Raw genomic sequence first — 16,199 nt, 5'->3', positions numbered from 1 at the left:
TACGAAAATAAGTAGCGAGGGCGTGAACCTTGACAAACAGGCTTTCAACGCCTCATGAAAAACCATCGCAGCACAAAAAGCGGCAGGCCAAAACCTGTCGCCGGCCGAAGTATGGTACAGTGGGAATCAGCCTGGTGCCACCACAAAGTACCCCAGCTTTTGCAGTTCGTTCACCATACGGCTGGCCCGTTTGCGCTCACTTTGTTTTCTGCGGATCTCAAAACAGTCTTCGTTGTATGGAGAACCTGTCTTCAACATCGTGTAAATCAGCGCCAGCAGTTTGCGAGCCAAAGCAATCGTTGCACGTTTAGCGCCCTTCCGCTGTTTTATCCTCCAGTACCAACCGGAGAGGTACAAGCTTCGTTTTCCGGAGATGACCCATCCCACCTCACAGAGCATACTCTTCAGATACGGATTACCTTTGTTAATGTGAGCACTCTTGCGTTTTCCGGCACTCTCGTTGTTACCGGGACTCAAACCGGCCCAGGAGCATATATGCTGGGAATCCGGAAAGGCACTCATATCGGTACCAATCTCCGCGATAATGGCTGCTGCCGCAGTTACATCAATACCCGGTATGGAGCACAGGAGGCTCAATGCCTCTTCGTGCTTTATGATCTCTTTCGTAATAGCGTCCTCCACAGTATGCCGGTGCTGTTCAAGTGCTTCCAAGTGCCCAAATATCATGCGAAGAAAGCCGCGCTGGTGCTCCGAGAGCGAACCGTTCAAGGCAATCAGTATTTCGTCGATACGTTTCCGGGTCTGTGTTTTCAGACACCGATCCAGAGCTTCCCGCGAAATATTTCCGTATTCCATGAGATGACGGATGATGTTTCGCCCGGAAGCGCCAAATGCGTCCGACAGAAACGCTGTGAAGCGGAAACCGGAGCTTTGCAGAAATTTATCGATGCGATTCTTTTGGGCGGTAATGTCGCGAACGATGCTCTTACGATACCGGGTCAGATGCCGCAGTTCCCGGAAGGTCTTATCTGGGATAAAACTTCCCTTTAGTAATCCGGCACGGAGCAATGTGGCGATCCATTGCGCGTCCCGCATATCCGTTTTGCGCCCAGGCACATTCTTCATGTGGCGGGCATTCACGACCAGAATGCTGATCTGCCCATCAAAACATGGCTCCAGCATTTCGTAAATAGGCTGCCAGTAGATCCCGGTGCTCTCCATAGCGACATAGCGGCACTCTGCTTCCAACACCCAATCCCGCAGTTTCCGCATTTCCGGGATAAGTGTGCTGAAGGAGCGAATCTCGATTTCCGGATCGGTGCCCAGTTCACCTTTGGCAAGACAGGCAACAATAACGTCACGATGAATATCCAGTCCCATGGCGCAGGTCAATATGTCTTGCATCAAATCCCTCCCTGAATTATGCAGGCTGGGAATTGCCCGGGTGGGTATCCGAACTTTGCTACTCGTGCTCTTCACTTATGTGACGCAACATACTGCTGTTCTCTTGGGCAACTCGTCCACGTTGAACAAACGGGGTGAAAATCCACCAAGGTGCAACCGGACTACGCCTGCTGTATTCAGTTTAGCAAATCCTTCGGTTAACGCACAGACTATATTTTCATTCTCAGCTGTGATGGCATTTCATGAGGCGTTGAAAAATGAATACCCATCACCAGAGACGATACTCTCCGGAGAAGCAGCGCCAGGACGTTGTCGCAGAGCACTGACAATTGAGCGTACCAAGGGGAAGAAAACGCTGTGTTGGTCAAACAAGGCCGCAGGGCAGGAACGGGTATGGTGCATGGCCAAAACCAGAAAAGAAAAAGACAGACCCTGCAAAAAACCGCTGAACTGCTGCAACAGTTCAGCGGCCTGCCGCGTTTCGGAAAACACAGCCTGATCTGTGTCCCAGTTTAACAGAGAGACCTCCGAAACGCAAGAATTTTTTCTCTGAATTTGAAACACCGGAGGTACTAATCATTGAAACTGTCTGTCTACAAATCCTACGACGACCTGCCCCTGTTCCTCAACGCCAGGATGGTGGCGCAGGTGCTGGGCGTGTCCATCTCCACCGCCTACGAGCTGCTCAATGACCCCGGCTTCCCCACGCTGCGGGTGGGGAGCCGTATGGTAGTTCCGAAAGAGAAGTTCATTCAGTGGGCGGAGGGACAGTCGGGAGGTGCCAAATGAGAAAACAGCACTGGCCCAAGCGGGATCCCATCAAGAACTACTTCCCCCTCCCCAACGAGATCTTCTCCCTGGGACTGTCTGCCGGGGCAATTGCTGTCTACGGGTTTCTCCTCCATCGGGAGGATCGGAGGACCTACCAGTGTGTGGCCAGCTACCGGACTATCGGAGAGGCGGTGGGGATGAGCGTCAACACGGTGCGCAAGTATGTGACCGAGCTGGAGGACCGTGGTCTGATCCGAACGGAGCGCACCACCGTCACCACTCGGGACGGCCGCACCCTCAACGGCTGTCTGCGTTACTACATCCTGCCCGTCCAGATGTCCATCGAACAGTTCTATGAGCGGCAGCTCCATGCGGCTGACCTGGCGCTGGAACGACAGAGAGCGGAACAACGCATGGCGGCGCTGGAGAGAACGGAGTGTGCATCCGGATGCTGATGCAGATGATCGACTGCATGATCGAGCAGGACCCGTCTCTGTCAGCACGGCGCACCATAGACATGCGGCGGTACATTGTCAACAGGTGGAACCGTACGCACGAGGAGTCTATCGACGAAGACGGGGTGGCCCTGTTCCTCTGCGATGAGAGCCGTGGAACCCTGACAGATGAACAAAGAATCTTTGCGAGAGAGTGCCGTGAGGAAATCAAGGCCTGCTATCGAAATGCGGTGTTCCAGATGTTTCAGTGCGGCGAGATGATACGCCGGCATCTGGTGTCCGGCCCGGAGGAATACTGCCGGATTTTTCTGCCGCAGTACACCGTTCCCTGCAACAAGCGACTCTCCCCGTGTAACGGCCTGTGAGCCGCTGTGTGCCCTCTTTGGGGACAGGGCAGAGTCCCTGCCCCTCCCGGCGGTTTCGGGGCGGATTTGGCCCGATTTCGGGGGGCGCTTCGGAAGAGGGCAAAATGGGGCCCCCGGCGAAGCCCAGCGGAGCGGGTTCGCTGGGGAGAGGCGGAACAGTGGAACGAGTGAGTTTTCGCCCCTCCGGGGCGGAAACGAGGGATGTGGAGCTTGCGACGACGAGGAGCAGGAGAAAGTCCTGGCGCTTTTATGGCGCCTGGGCGGTCACTTCCGCCCGCAGTGCGGGCGGTTTCAGGGGTTGGAGTTGGCGCTGTTCCGACTAACCCGATTTGAGATTGGCGCTGTTTTTTCTCAAAAGCCGCCTGAATCCCCGCTGTGACAGGCTTTCGGGCGGCGCTGATGCAATAAGGAGAGGATTTTGAATTTGAAAAAGGAAAATAAGAAACATTCCGTCTGGCTCAGTAAATCCGCCTGGACCGAGGTGGAATCGCGCTACCAGCAAGATAACTGCTCCACCAGAAATGAATTTATCGAAAAGGCCATCCGTTTCTACTCCGGTTACCTGGACGCAGAATCTGCCGATGCTTACCTGCCCCGGGTTCTCGCCGATGTGCTGGAAGGCAAGCTGAATGCATTCGGTAAACGGATGGGACACCTGCTGTTCAAGCTGTCGGTGGATCAAAACCTCATGGGGAATATCCTGGCCGCCGACATAGAGATCGACCCGGATCAGCTGCGGAAAGCTCGCGTCCGGTGCGTCAAAGAGGTGAAGGAAACCAACGGTGAAATCAGTTTCGAGGACGCTGTCCGCTATCAACAGGAGGCTGAGTGATGCCGGGGTTGATCCAGAAGTCAGGCTACATCAAGCCGGGAAACGGCGGCGGACACTACGCCGAGTACATCGCCACCCGGGAGGGTGTGGAGCTGATCGAGGCTCCGCCCCCCTCCCATGACGGCGGCGGCTACCTGGAATACATGGCGGAGCGTCCCCGCTCTCACGGTCTGTTCTCCGCCGACGGTCCTGCCGATCTGGAGAACACCATGGAGGAGATCAACGGGCACACCGGGCCGGTGTGGACCTTTGTCTACTCTCTGAAACGGGAGGACGCCCACCGGCTGGGCTATGAAAACAGCGAGAGCTGGCGCAGGTTATTGCTGGCCCATCAGACGGAACTGGCTCAGGCCATGAAAATTTCGCCCAGCAGCTTCCGATGGCGGGCCGCCTTCCACGACGAAAAGCACCACCCCCACATCCACATGATGGTCTGGTCGGCAGACCCCAAGCAGGGGTATCTCACGGAAAAAGGTATCGAGAACATGCGCTCCCAGCTGTCCAATGAGATCTTCCGGGACGAGCTGCTGTCTCTCTACCAGAAAAAAGATCTGTCCTACAGCCAAGTGCGGGATGCGGCAACGGAGGCCATGGGGCGGCTCATTCGGGAGATGGAGACAGGCTTGTGCCACAGTCCGGTCATCGCGGAGCAGATGGAGACGCTGGCCAAAATGCTGGAGGACCATAAGGGCAAGAAGGTCTACGGCTACCTGAAAAAGCCGGTGAAGGCGCAGGTGGACGCTATCGTGGACGAACTGGCCAAAGTTCCCGAGGTGGCGGAGTGCTACGAACAGTGGAATCAGCTTCGGGACGAGCTGGAACGTTACTACAAGGACGCCCCCAGAGAACACCTGCCCCTCTCCCGGCAGAAGGAGTTCAAAGCCATCAAGAATATGGTCATCGGGGAGGCGGAGCGGCTCCGGCTCGGTACGTTTACCTTCGAGGACGCCCGCATGAGAGATGAAGTGGATGAGGACCAGGATGCGGTGTACTTCGCCTGGGACTCCGACTGGCAGATGACCGAGGCCTACCAGAGTGCCAAGGAGGTGCTGGAGGAGTACGAAAACCCAGAGAGTGAAAAAGCGGAGCAGGTACAGGTGCTGGAGCAGCTCTGGCAGAGAGGTTTCCCCCTGGCGGCCTACCAGCTGGGCAAATGCTGGCGGGAGGGGCGAGGCGTGCTCCCTGATGACCAGCAGGCGGAGCTGTGGTTCCGGCGGGCGGCTGACGCGGGATATGACTTCGCTCAGTATGCGCTGGGAAAACTTCTGCAAAGTCAAAACCGAACGGAAGAGGTGGTATCCTGGTATGAAAAAGCGGCGGCGCAGGGGAACTCCTGCGCCGCCTACCGCCTGGGAAAACTGTATCTGGAAGGAAAAGATGTCCCGAAAGACGTGCCCAAAGCGGTGGCCTACCTCACCGAGTCCGCCCAGCAGGGCAACCAGTACGCCCAGTACACTCTGGGAAAGCTGTACCTCACCGGCCAGGATGTCAAACAGGACCGGGAGCAGGCCTGGGGTTATTTCTATGAATCGGCGGAACAGGGAAACGAGTACGCCGCCTTCTTTCTGAAGCACTTCGATCAGGCGCGCAGGCCCAATGTGTTCCTGTCGGCAACCCGGCTGCTCCATCATTTGAGTCAGATCTTTCGTGACAACTCGGTGCCTCCTGCCGCCCCCGTGGGACAGCGGGTGGACCGAAAGCTGCGGCGGAAAATCCAGGAAAAGAAGATCGCCATGGGCCACAAGCCGGATGACCATGAGGAAACTCCCCGGCAGGACATGGGCGGCATGACCATGGGGTGGTAGCAATCGCCAACGAAACCGCAGTAAAAAATGCCGTTGAATTTTACAGCAGATCGAGGTATACTAAGGGCAAGAAAGGGGCTGAATACCATGCCGAACATCAAACCCATCTCTGATCTGCGTAATTACACGGAGGTCCTGCATGACGTGGCAGTTGGCGCTCCGGTTTTTCTGACGAAGAATGGCCGGGGCCGCTACGCCATCGTGGACATGCAGGACTATGAGCGGACACAGGCCACCCTCCGGCTGATGAACGAGCTGGCCAAGGGCCGCAAGTCCGGGGAGGAAAAGGGCTGGTTGACGCTGGAGGCCGTAGAAAAACATCTCGGAATCGCAGATGAATAACCTGCATTTATCCGACGAGGCGCAGGCTGATTTGGCCGGGATCAAGTCCTATATCGCAAAGAATTTGGAAAATCCCAGCGCAGCGATCTCCACGGTACGGAACATCACAAAGGACATCCGCAGATTGCGGGAGCACAGTCTGATTGGCACGTCCCTGTCCTCGATTGCCGATGTCGAGAGTGACTATCGTTTCCTGGTGACCGGCAGTTACCTCACTTTTTACCGAGTTCTTGACAACGATGTCTATGTGGATCGTGTGCTCTACGGCCGCCGGGATTATCTTCGCATCCTCTTTGGAGATGTGCAGGACGACGAAACAAACGAATAGAGACAATCTTCTTCATAGGGAGAAACGATTTGTCACCGGAACCGTCTGCAGAGATGCAGGCGGTTTTTCTATGGCAGGCATATCAAAATCTGGACCGCAATACAAAGATAAAATCCTGCCCGCAGATGATAACTTTCTGAAAATAGTTGCGGTTGGGGGTGGCTATTTGGAGGAAGTTCGGGTATTGTGTGTTGCTGACAAAGGAGGCGGCACACATGCGCGACACACTGGAAAATCTGTACTTTGGAAACATCACCCCCAATGATCAGATCGTCAAATCGGGGACTGCACTAAAAAAGGCCATGGAACTGTCAGCGGAGTGCGAGGAAAAGCTCACCGCTCTGCTGGAAGACAAAGAAAAAGCACTGCTGCTCCGGCTCATCAACGCGGAGAATGAGATCGGCAGCACCATGGCCCTGGAGAACTTCATCCTGGGTTTCCGCCTGGGGGTTCGCATGCTCCTGGAGGCCCTGGACGAGGATGACGGCAGTCTGCTCGACCCAAACAAGGAGGAATAGCCCATGGCAAAACGCAGGCCGTCCGGCGACGGCATGGTCCGAAAGCGGGAGGACGGCCGCTGGGAGGGCCGCATCGTGGTGGGACACAAGCAAAACGGCGAGCCCATCTTCCGGTATGTCCTGGCAAAGACCCAGAAGGAACTGCTGGACAAGCTCCACCGGGACCTGGAGGCCTTTCAGGATGTGGAGCTCACCGAGGACAGCCGCATGACCCTGGGTGAATGGCTGGACCGGTGGATGGAGGACTACGGCGCCGCCACCCTGCGGCCCAACACCCTGCGCAGCTACGAGCAGTTCATCCGGTGCTACATCAAGCCCTATCTGGGGGATAAAATCGTCTCCCGGGTGACCCGCATGGACATCCAGAAGCTGTACCGAAAGCTGAAACACGAGGGCCGGGTCCGTGAGCACCCGGAGCACGGGCACGAACTGTCGGACACCATGGTGCTCCGCATCCACGCCATGCTCCACCGGTGCCTGAAAGATGCGGAGGCGGCCCATGTGATCGCCCGGAACCCCACCGACGGGGCCGTGGTGCCCAAGGCCAACCATCGTCCCAAGCATATCCTCACGAAGGAGCAGATGGACATCTTCCTGGCGGCGGTGGACCGCAACGAGATCTGGCGGGACTTCTTCTACACGGAGCTGACCACCGGCCTGCGCCGGGGCGAGATCTGCGGCCTCATGTGGCAGGACTTCGATGAGAAGGCCGGGACGCTGAAGATTCTTCGGTCCGTGAATGTCCCCAAGGCCGGAGAGCTGGAGATCGGTGAGACAAAGACCAGCCAGGGCCGGCGGACCATCCGCCTGCCGCCCAGCACCGTCCAGCGTCTGCGGGAGCGGAAACAGCACGCCATCAGTCAGTGGATCTTCCCGGAACCTCTGGCTCCGGAGAAACCGGTGCGCCCCAGCGCCGCCTACTACTGGATGAAGCGGATCTTAAGAGAGGCGGGCTTGCCTGCGATCCGATTCCACGATTTAAGGCATACCTTTGCCACCCATGCCCTCACCAGCGGCGTGGACGCCAAGACCCTGTCCGGCATTCTGGGCCACACCAACGCCAGCTTCACCCTGGACACCTACACCCATGTGACGCCGGACATGCAGCAGGAAGCCAGCCATATCGTGGGCGGCTTTCTGGAAGATCTCCTGGGGCAGGACCTGAAACCGTGGCAGAAACACATGCCGGAAGGAGGTGCATGCCATGGCTAAGCGCCGGAAAAAGGGCGAGGGTTCCGTCCGCCAGCGCAAGGACGGCCGCTGGGAGGGCCGGGTGGTCATCGGCTACGACGAGAAGGGCCTGCCCAGGACAAAAAACGTCCTGGCCAAGACGAAACGGGAGTGCCAGGAAAAGCTGAAGCAGCTCCGGGAGACGGTGACCGGTCCCAGGACGGAGAAGGTCCGGCCGGAGATGCCCTTCGGGGAGTGGCTGGACTTCTGGTATCAGAACTACGTCAAGCCCCAGATTCGCCCCACCACCCAGGCCAACTACGAGGCGAAGATCTATCAGCACATCATCCCGGAGCTGGGGAAGATCCCCCTGAACCAGCTGGCTCAGAAGGACCTCCAACAGTTCTATGCCCGGATGAAAACGGGCGGGCGGCTCATTCGCACGGAGCAGTTCGGCAAGGGGCTGTCCGACTCCATGGTGCGCGGCCTCCACGCCGCCTGCCGGTCCGCTCTGGAAAAGGCGGTGCAGGAGGAACTGATCCGCACCAACCCGGCGGTGGGCTGCAAGCTGCCGCCCAAGCGGGGCAGGGAAATGCAGGTTCTGGGCCGGGAGGAGCTCCAGCGGTTTCTCATCCAGGCCCAAGCGGAGGGCTACTACGAGTTGTTCCTTCTGGACTTATGCACCGGCCTGCGGCGGGGCGAACTGCTGGCCCTCCAGTGGGACGACCTGGACTTCAAGACCGGGACCCTGACCGTGAACAAGCAGGTCTACGAGGTGAGGGGACAGCTCCAGGTGAGCGTCCCGAAGACCCGCGCCTCCATCCGCAGGCTGGTCCTGCCGCCCGGCGTGGTGGAGGTGCTGTGGCAGTACCGGGAAATGGTGGACTCCAGATGGATGTTTCCCTCCCCGGTCAAAGAGAATATGCCCATGACGCCGGGAGCGGTGCGCCGACGGCTCCAGATCATTCTGGAGCGGGCCGGGTGTAAGAGAATCAGATTTCATGATTTACGGCATACTTTTGCCACATTATCCCTGGAAAACGGCATGGATGTGAAGACCCTCTCCGCCATGCTGGGCCATGTGTCGGCGGCCACTACCCTGGACATCTACACCCACGTCACCGGGGATATGCAGACCGAGGCGGCGGCCAAGATCGACCGGGGGCTGGGCAACGAGGTGCGGGAGGAATCCGTTCAGGCAGAGCAAAACCCGGCCGCAGACTTCCAGCCGGTGCTGAGAAAGACCCGGAAGCCCGGAATCGGGTGCATCACACAGATCAACGACCACCTGTTTGAGGGCCGCTACTCCCCCACCTGGCCGGACGGCACCAAGCATTCCAAATGCGTCTACGCCCACACCCGGGACGAGTGTGAGGCGAAGCTGAAGGCGCTGATTCAGCGGATGAACGCGGAGCGGCAGGCTCTGCGGAACCAAGCACGGGGCGTCACCCCGCCGGACAAGCTCACCAAAACACAGAAGAAGATCTGGACGTATATGAAGTTCCATCCGGACGAGACAAATTACAGCGTGATCGCCCGGGGTTCCGGGGTGACCCGGCATACGGCGGCAAAATGGTATGAGATGATCAGGGGGATGTTAGTAGTGGGCGAGATAAAATGACTTGGCGATTGCAGAGAAACTATCTAAGCACAGTCGGAGAGACGGTGAAGTAGAGTAGGACACGGTGGCTGGTGAGAACTTGGTTCGGTGGTATCTATATATCTTTGCTCGACAACCCCTTTGAAGAATACGTTCTGACAAATCTGAAGATGCTGATCTTGGATGTGCCCTTGAAGATGTACACAAAGGCCACCGGTATATCCCTCAGCGAAATTTCCGAAGTCTCCACTGCCTTCGAGGCACCGTGTCATCACCATATAGACAAGCATGGGCGGGTTTCAAAATTTTTACAACCCTCCCATGTCATTAGCCTATTCATTTTTAGTGGTGAGATTGATCGTAATTTTGTTCCGCACACCGATGGCCTGGCCAAAACTACATTAGCGATAATACTATCTGTTGAATTGGCACGATATTTAGTATATAATTAATTGCAGATAGCAGGTATCAAATCAGCCGTGTGGGATCTCCATGCGGCTTTTTTACCAATTGAAACATTTGGCATTGAGCGAAGGTGTTATCTATGAAAGAAAAGACTGTTAGTGGCTGTACTGAATTAAAAAACATCATAGACGGTATAGGTACAGTGCAAACTGCTTGGGGACTTATTGTTACAGGGGCTTTGGTACTTGCATTTGCTTTTTGTGTTCTTACATTTACTAATAGAGTAAATAAAGCAACTAAAGCACAAATTCAGCGGTTTCAAAAAGATGGAAAATATCTTCCGTCAATATACATTGAATTAAACAATTCAATGGAGTACCTACGCTATTTCATATTTTCGTATAGATGGAAGCATCGTATTATTAGGCAATACAATCATCTGTTTCATGGATACGAAGGGAAACGACTAAAGCAATTGCTCGGATCTGGCATAAAATATACCCTATCTTACTTTGCGCCATTTTCACAGCTAAACTCTGCACTGTCTGTCATGCATGACGAACTTGAGATGTTAAGAAAAGAAAGCAAAGAGTTACATGCTGAACATGGAGAGGTCGTCTGGGCAATTACTAATAGTACATATAAACATGTCTATGCTGTTAAGCATTTGCAAGATTTATGTACTATAATGAGTCAGAAAAATGTGATTCTTGTGGGGAGCGCTGGTAATGGGAAAACCAACCTTTTGTGCCGAATGGCTGAAGTTGCAGTTGCCAACAAAATGCCCTGCCTACTTGTGAATTCGAGAGATATCAAGGAAGATTGCACAGAATATATCACTAAAAAGCTCCCTATCCTTCCTAAACTACGAAATATAACATTGCTTTATTTGAGATTAATATCTCTGATGCTCTTCTTTCAAAGAAAGTATTTCTATATATTTATCGATGCAATTAATGAAAATGATCGGGAGGTTTTTACAAATAGCATTGCAACACTGCTCGAAACATTTTCAAAATATGGCCGTATTCGAATACTTTTGACTTGCAGACGTGAATACTTTGATTCTCGTTATAAGGCTCTGTTTTCTGCTGGTGAAGAGGTGCCTTACATTTTTAATTTGCAGGAAGCAGAGTATGATGAGCGAGCAACTATGAAGATGATAAAGGCATACATGGAGTATTTTAACGTCCGTGGACCGTTTTCCCTTGAAACACGGGAGAAACTAAGGAATTCCTTGTTTTTGACTCGTATTTTCTTTGAAGTAAACAGCAGCCGTGATGAATGTATGCTGGAGTTTCGAAACGCAGAAATATATAAGCTCTATTTTGATAAAATTGCTTCTGAGAATATGGGAGTTGATCTAAGTGCGGTTGTTAATAGTATTGCTCGATATATGTTTGCCGAATTTCAGTTTGATCAAATTCCAATAGAAGAATTGCACTTATCATTTGATGAACTGGACTCTTTGAGAAATTTGTTGGATAACAATTTGATAATCAGTCGCTCTGTTCATGCTGGAACAGGTATTACCGAGCACGAAGAAGAGTATGTCTACTTTGTCTTTGATGAGTTACGAGATTTTTGCTTGGCAAGATATCTTTTAACCTTAGATGAGAGCAAATCTTCCTCGAAATATGTAGCATTCTTTTCAAATGTGACAAAACTCTTCGAGCAAAGGTTATCACCTGTTGAGGGAATGGTCAAATATGCATATCATCATTTTAGGATGACTGCGAGGACCGATTTGTGTGAAAAGATTCTAAAAACATTTGGTGAATCAGATGTACAGAGTATCTTAGATTGGGAGAAACGTGACCTGTACAGACAAAGAACATTTAATAATTTTGGCTTTTCATTGGTTTTTTCTGAAGGTGACAATATTGCTTCGTTTGAAATTGACTACATCCTGCATTGTGTGGAAAACGACTGCAGTCATTACTGGGAGATATTCTGGTTCCTTTTAGGGAACGAATATTCTGGGTTTAAGCCAAATATCCACTTGGCCATCGATATTTTGCTTCGTTGTGAAAATGATGAGACCCCTGAAAAAATTCTGAAATACTTTTTCGATGACAAAGTAGAAAAATATTATTCTCATTCTTACAAGGAACGCAGAGTCGATAATCTAAAGGAGTGGCTTGACGCTATTAAAAAGAATAATGGAACGCTATCTGAAAGTTTGAAAATTATGGTTACCATCTTGGCAGCGTACGACCCAACGGAGTTTGCACTTAAAGAATACCATGAATTCGTCATGAACGAAGATTTTTTTAAACAGATTCAGGAAAGTGACCTTTGCAATCCAATAAAATTACTTGTAAGTGAATTCAAAGACTGGATGACGCCAAAACCAACTGATCAAAATGCGCTTCAGATACTAATGGACATGTTGAAATCGGAGGGATACCATGAATAATGAGGTTTTTTTCAAGAAAACTCCAAGAATGTCCCTGATTGGTATATGCCATTTTTTTGGAGTAAAAAGAAAAAGTTATGCAGGGTCAATAGTGGAACGAATTTACGATTATTACTGCAGAGGTGCCATCAACCTGCATCTTGAGTATTTTTTGTACTATCGAAAAGAATTTTCAGACTTCGAATCCTTTTTAGAGAAAAAATTTAATCTGTTTCCCAACGAAATCAAAGACAAAAAATCCTTGCTACTATGTCATAAATCACTTACTTTTGAAGCCGATGGGCATATAACTGATTTGTTAGAGGACGAAGCTATAAAAGGTACATTTCGAAAATATATGGGAGCGTATATCGATGATAATTAGAGATGGGTTTGTAACAAATAGTTCTTCCACGAACTTTATGATTATTAGTAAAGAAGAATTGAGTAGTGATTATTTGCTCGAAAAGCTCGGCTTTAGAAAGGGCTCAAGCATAAGCGCTGCTGCATTTTCTCTGGTTGATGATATCGTTAGTGCAACAAAATCTGGAGTTCGTTGGTTTGAGGTTGATCAAATCAATTATGAAAATATTCTAAAGATTTTCGGGAAAGAGAGTGCTGAAAAGTTCAAAAAGATGTCGAAAAAGGGCTATCACACTTATATCGGTCACACCAATTCTGATGACGATTACTTGACTTCTTTCATGACAACAGATTCTTTTGTAATTGACGAAAAAGATTTCTATATGGATGGAAAGAACTGTGGTTGGTAATGATTTACTACAAGGACAATCGATTTGGATTTATTGAGCTGTTCAATGATGAAACAGGAACTCTTATAAGAAGTAACATATTAGATAATGGCATTGAAACTGGACAGTTACCCCCTATGCGTTCTTTCCCGGAGTTAATTGACATCGGTATTATGGGTGCATGTGATGCGGGTAAAACGGGTCTTTGTCGCAACGCTGGTGTAGATTGCTATCAACGTGGAATATCATCATGCGAGAAAAATATGGATTTCGATGATTATTCCGCAATAATCAATCAATGTAAGGGACGAGTATTTCAAATAGCTTTGGGCGGTGCAGGAGATCCTAATAAACATGAATTCTTTCCTGACATACTACACATCACAAGAGAGAATAGAATAGTTCCAAATTATACTACAAGTGGTTACGCACTAACTGATAAGGAAATTGAACTAACAAAAAAATACTGTGGGGCTGTAGCGGTGTCTTACTATTCTAAACTTGATAAATACGGCAATGAAGATAACCCCTCAACAATTTCGGCATTGGAACGTTTTGTTAAGGCGGGCTGTATTACTAATGTCCATTACGTTCTTTCGAAAAAAAGCATAAAAGAAGCGATTTATAGAGTGAAAAATGGTGTATTTCCCAAAGGAATTAACGCTGTAGTGTTTTTGCTCTATAAGCCAATAGGACTTGCATCTCGAAAGCATGTCATAGATTGTGGAGATCCAGATTATCTTGAGTTGCTTCGCTTAGTTGCATCAGCAGACAGTAGTTGGAGATACGGATTTGATACTTGCCAATCTCCTGCAATATACAAATTTGCATCCAGCATTGCAATAGAGTCCATTGAATTCTGTGAAGCGGCCAGATTTTCTATGTACATTAATTCGAGATGTATCGCATTTCCTTGCTCTTTCGGAATAGAAGACGATACTTTTTCTGTTGATTTGAAACAACACACTTTACGAGAAGCATGGGAATCAGAGAGCTTTGCTAAATTTCGGAAACAACAATCTGAAATGTGTTCAAACTGTAATGCAGGTGTATGCAGAAGTTGCGGGTTAGGGCTTGAGATAAATCTTTGTGGAAAAGTAAAGAAGTATTTGTAATAGCTATCAAATTCTACACCAAAAAACAAAGAAAACCTCCCCTTGGAGCTCGTGCTCCAAGGGGAGGTGGTCCGAGTGGGGAGACTCGAACTCCCGGCATCTTGCTCCCAAATGTGTGTCGGAACCTTCAGCCGGCACTCTTCCGTCCTCTTTGGCCCTTTCCTCTGCTTGGGCAATTCCTCTTTAGAACTTTCTTGCCCTGCTTGTTTCAAGAAACCCTTTCGTCTTTTGGGATTTGTGTGGGATTGGATTCTGTGTATTAAAAGATGTTCCGCCCGGTTTGAGGGGGCGATGACAGGCCAATCACCTCAAAACAGTGGCGCAGAAACTGCGCCGCATAAAACAAAGAAATACGCCCCGGCATGATATGGCTCGCTCGGAAACTGAAAATGTGTATTCGGACCAACAACTCGCTCATAAAATGTGCAGCGCAAAAGAAAACTCGCTCATTTTTTGTGATTTCGATTGATTTCTCCATCGGGTATCGGTATAATGGTGGCGAAGGAGGCGGGTGAAATGCTCTATTTGAAACGAAAGATCGATGCATTCCTGGCCGAATGGAAGGCGAACCCCGACAGAAAGCCGCTGATCGTCAAGGGGCCCCGACAGGTGGGGAAGACCGAGTCGATCAAGCGGTTTGGTGAGATGAATTACCAGAGTGTGATCACCATCAACTTCGTGGAAGAACCAAAGTATAAAATGATCACAGCGGACGGATATAAGGCGGATGATATTATCAAGAATATCTCCAGAATGGATCCGTCTAAACGGTTTATTGAGGGCGAAACCCTGATATTCTTTGATGAACTGCAGGAGTTTCCGGAAATTGCAACAGCGCTGAAGTTCTTCAAGATTGACGGCAGATTCGATGTGATCTGCAGCGGTTCCATGCTGGGCATCAATTACCGGAAAATCGAGAGCAACAGCGTGGGCTACAAGTCTGACTACGAGATGTTCTCGCTGGATTTCGAGGAATTCCTGTGGGCCAAAGGCTATGACGATGCCTTCATCGAAGATATGCTGGAGCATATGCGAAATCTCACGCCCTTCAACGAGGTACAGATGTCGGTGTGCAGCTCGCTCTTCCTTGACTACTGCATCCTGGGTGGAATGCCCGCTGTTGTTCGTGAATTCATTGTAAAAGGTACCTTTGAGGGGTCGCTTGAGATACAGAGACAGCTGATCGCAGACTACAAGGAGGACATTCGCAAATATGCCGAGGGCATCGACCAGACCAGGATCTTGAATGTATTCAACCACATTCCCGTGCAGCTTGCCAAGGACAACAAGAAGTTTCAAATCTCCAAAGTTGCCTCCGGCGCTCGCTTCCGTGACTATAGAGGCTGTGTGGAATGGCTGGATGATGCGGGAATGGTCAATATCTGCTACTGCCTGAATTTCCCGGAGCTGCCGCTTCAGGGCAACTATGACGATACCAAGTATAAAATCTACTTTGCCGACAGCGGCCTGCTTGTGGCCATGCTGGACGAAGAAGCGCAGGAGGATCTGCGGACCAACAAAAATCTCGGCGTCTATAAGGGCGCGCTTTACGAAAATGTGGTTGGCGAAGCACTGGTCAAGGCGGGATACAAACTCTATTACTATAAACGGGACGATTCTACGCTGGAACAGGATTTCTTCGTCCGAACGGCAAGCGCCCTGATCCCTGTTGAGGTGAAGGCCAAGAACGGGACTGCCAAGTCCATGAGGACCCTGATCAGCAGTGAGAAGTATGCGGATATTCACTGCGGCATTAAGTTCACCGGCGGAAACATCGGGTATAGTGATAACATCTATACCTTCCCCTACTTCTGCGCTTTCCTGCTGAAACGCTATTTGGCTGGAGCCAATATCTGATCCCGAATCGAATTCTTGTCATGTGATGAGTATATGACAAGAAGGTCAACAAGCGGCATCGTTTGGAGCGGCCATTCTTCTGCAAACATTCCATTCTTTCCAGTGGCTATTTCTCTCTTTC

The 16,199-nt window shown here is 50.9% G+C and carries 17 protein-coding genes; 16 read left to right on the top strand and 1 reads right to left on the bottom strand.

Features of this window, described 5'->3' with window-relative positions:
* Positions 1–126: 126 nt before the first annotated feature.
* Entirely contained in the window at positions 127–1,365 is a 1,239-nt protein-coding gene (locus B5E42_RS17755) for an IS110 family transposase (protein ID WP_087235867.1), read from the bottom strand.
* Between the two features lie 357 nt (positions 1,366–1,722).
* On the opposite strand from B5E42_RS17755, the gene B5E42_RS19250 reads away from it, so the two are divergent.
* From B5E42_RS19250 to B5E42_RS17685, 16 genes are all read left to right on the top strand, one after another.
* Positions 1,723–1,881 (top strand): hypothetical protein, encoded by a 159-nt coding sequence (locus B5E42_RS19250; protein ID WP_162614017.1) that lies wholly within the window; start codon positions 1,723–1,725, stop codon positions 1,879–1,881.
* 63 nt (positions 1,882–1,944) lie between these two features.
* Complete coding sequence (locus B5E42_RS17750) at positions 1,945–2,154, top strand: helix-turn-helix domain-containing protein (protein WP_087242100.1); 210 nt, start codon at positions 1,945–1,947, stop codon at positions 2,152–2,154.
* Positions 2,151–2,591: a helix-turn-helix domain-containing protein gene (locus tag B5E42_RS17745; RefSeq protein WP_087242098.1), complete on the top strand. Its 441-nt coding sequence runs from the start codon at positions 2,151–2,153 to the stop codon at positions 2,589–2,591. Before B5E42_RS17750 ends, B5E42_RS17745 begins: the two co-directional genes overlap by 4 nt.
* Positions 2,573–2,956 (top strand): hypothetical protein, encoded by a 384-nt coding sequence (locus tag B5E42_RS17740; RefSeq protein ID WP_242967226.1) that lies wholly within the window; start codon positions 2,573–2,575, stop codon positions 2,954–2,956. The genes B5E42_RS17745 and B5E42_RS17740 overlap by 19 nt, the downstream gene beginning before the upstream one ends.
* A 424-nt stretch (positions 2,957–3,380) precedes the next feature.
* Positions 3,381–3,788, top strand: coding sequence for a hypothetical protein (locus tag B5E42_RS17735; protein WP_227604187.1), 408 nt, complete (start codon positions 3,381–3,383; stop codon positions 3,786–3,788).
* Positions 3,788–5,593 carry a MobP3 family relaxase gene (mobP3, locus tag B5E42_RS17730; RefSeq protein WP_087242094.1) on the top strand — a complete coding sequence of 602 codons (1,806 nt, stop codon included), beginning with the start codon at positions 3,788–3,790 and terminating at the stop codon, positions 5,591–5,593. The genes B5E42_RS17735 and mobP3 overlap by 1 nt, the downstream gene beginning before the upstream one ends.
* An 87-nt stretch (positions 5,594–5,680) precedes the next feature.
* A complete protein-coding gene (locus B5E42_RS17725) occupies positions 5,681–5,935 on the top strand; it encodes a type II toxin-antitoxin system prevent-host-death family antitoxin (RefSeq protein WP_009260451.1) in 255 nt (84 codons plus the stop codon).
* Positions 5,928–6,263 carry a type II toxin-antitoxin system RelE/ParE family toxin gene (locus B5E42_RS17720; protein ID WP_087242092.1) on the top strand — a complete coding sequence of 112 codons (336 nt, stop codon included), beginning with the start codon at positions 5,928–5,930 and terminating at the stop codon, positions 6,261–6,263. The genes B5E42_RS17725 and B5E42_RS17720 overlap by 8 nt, the downstream gene beginning before the upstream one ends.
* 215 nt (positions 6,264–6,478) lie before the next feature.
* Positions 6,479–6,781, top strand: a complete 303-nt coding sequence (locus B5E42_RS17715; protein ID WP_087242090.1) for a DUF6809 family protein — start codon at positions 6,479–6,481, stop codon at positions 6,779–6,781.
* Between the two features lie 3 nt (positions 6,782–6,784).
* Complete coding sequence (locus B5E42_RS17710) at positions 6,785–7,993, top strand: site-specific integrase (protein ID WP_087242088.1); 1,209 nt, start codon at positions 6,785–6,787, stop codon at positions 7,991–7,993.
* Entirely contained in the window at positions 7,986–9,572 is a 1,587-nt protein-coding gene (locus B5E42_RS17705) for a site-specific integrase (protein WP_087242086.1), read from the top strand. The genes B5E42_RS17710 and B5E42_RS17705 overlap by 8 nt, the downstream gene beginning before the upstream one ends.
* Before the next feature lie 523 nt (positions 9,573–10,095).
* On the top strand, positions 10,096–12,375 hold the full coding sequence (locus tag B5E42_RS19040) for an ATP-binding protein (protein ID WP_141242571.1): 2,280 nt from the start codon (positions 10,096–10,098) through the stop codon (positions 12,373–12,375).
* Entirely contained in the window at positions 12,368–12,739 is a 372-nt protein-coding gene (locus B5E42_RS19035) for a hypothetical protein (RefSeq protein WP_141242570.1), read from the top strand. Before B5E42_RS19040 ends, B5E42_RS19035 begins: the two co-directional genes overlap by 8 nt.
* The gene (locus B5E42_RS17695; protein WP_087242082.1) at positions 12,729–13,127 is read left to right on the top strand and encodes a hypothetical protein; all 399 of its coding nucleotides are present in this window, start codon (positions 12,729–12,731) and stop codon (positions 13,125–13,127) included. Before B5E42_RS19035 ends, B5E42_RS17695 begins: the two co-directional genes overlap by 11 nt.
* Complete coding sequence (locus B5E42_RS17690; protein WP_087242080.1) at positions 13,127–14,221, top strand: SPASM domain-containing protein; 1,095 nt, start codon at positions 13,127–13,129, stop codon at positions 14,219–14,221. Before B5E42_RS17695 ends, B5E42_RS17690 begins: the two co-directional genes overlap by 1 nt.
* Positions 14,222–14,737: 516 nt before the next feature.
* Positions 14,738–16,078, top strand: a complete 1,341-nt coding sequence (locus B5E42_RS17685; RefSeq protein WP_087242078.1) for a DUF4143 domain-containing protein — start codon at positions 14,738–14,740, stop codon at positions 16,076–16,078.
* Positions 16,079–16,199 lie beyond the last annotated feature (121 nt).

The sequence above is a fragment of the Flavonifractor sp. An10 genome (assembly GCF_002161215.1).
GTDB lineage: Bacteria > Bacillota > Clostridia > Oscillospirales > Oscillospiraceae > Flavonifractor > Flavonifractor avistercoris.
This window is presented reverse-complemented; position numbering and strand designations above follow the sequence as displayed.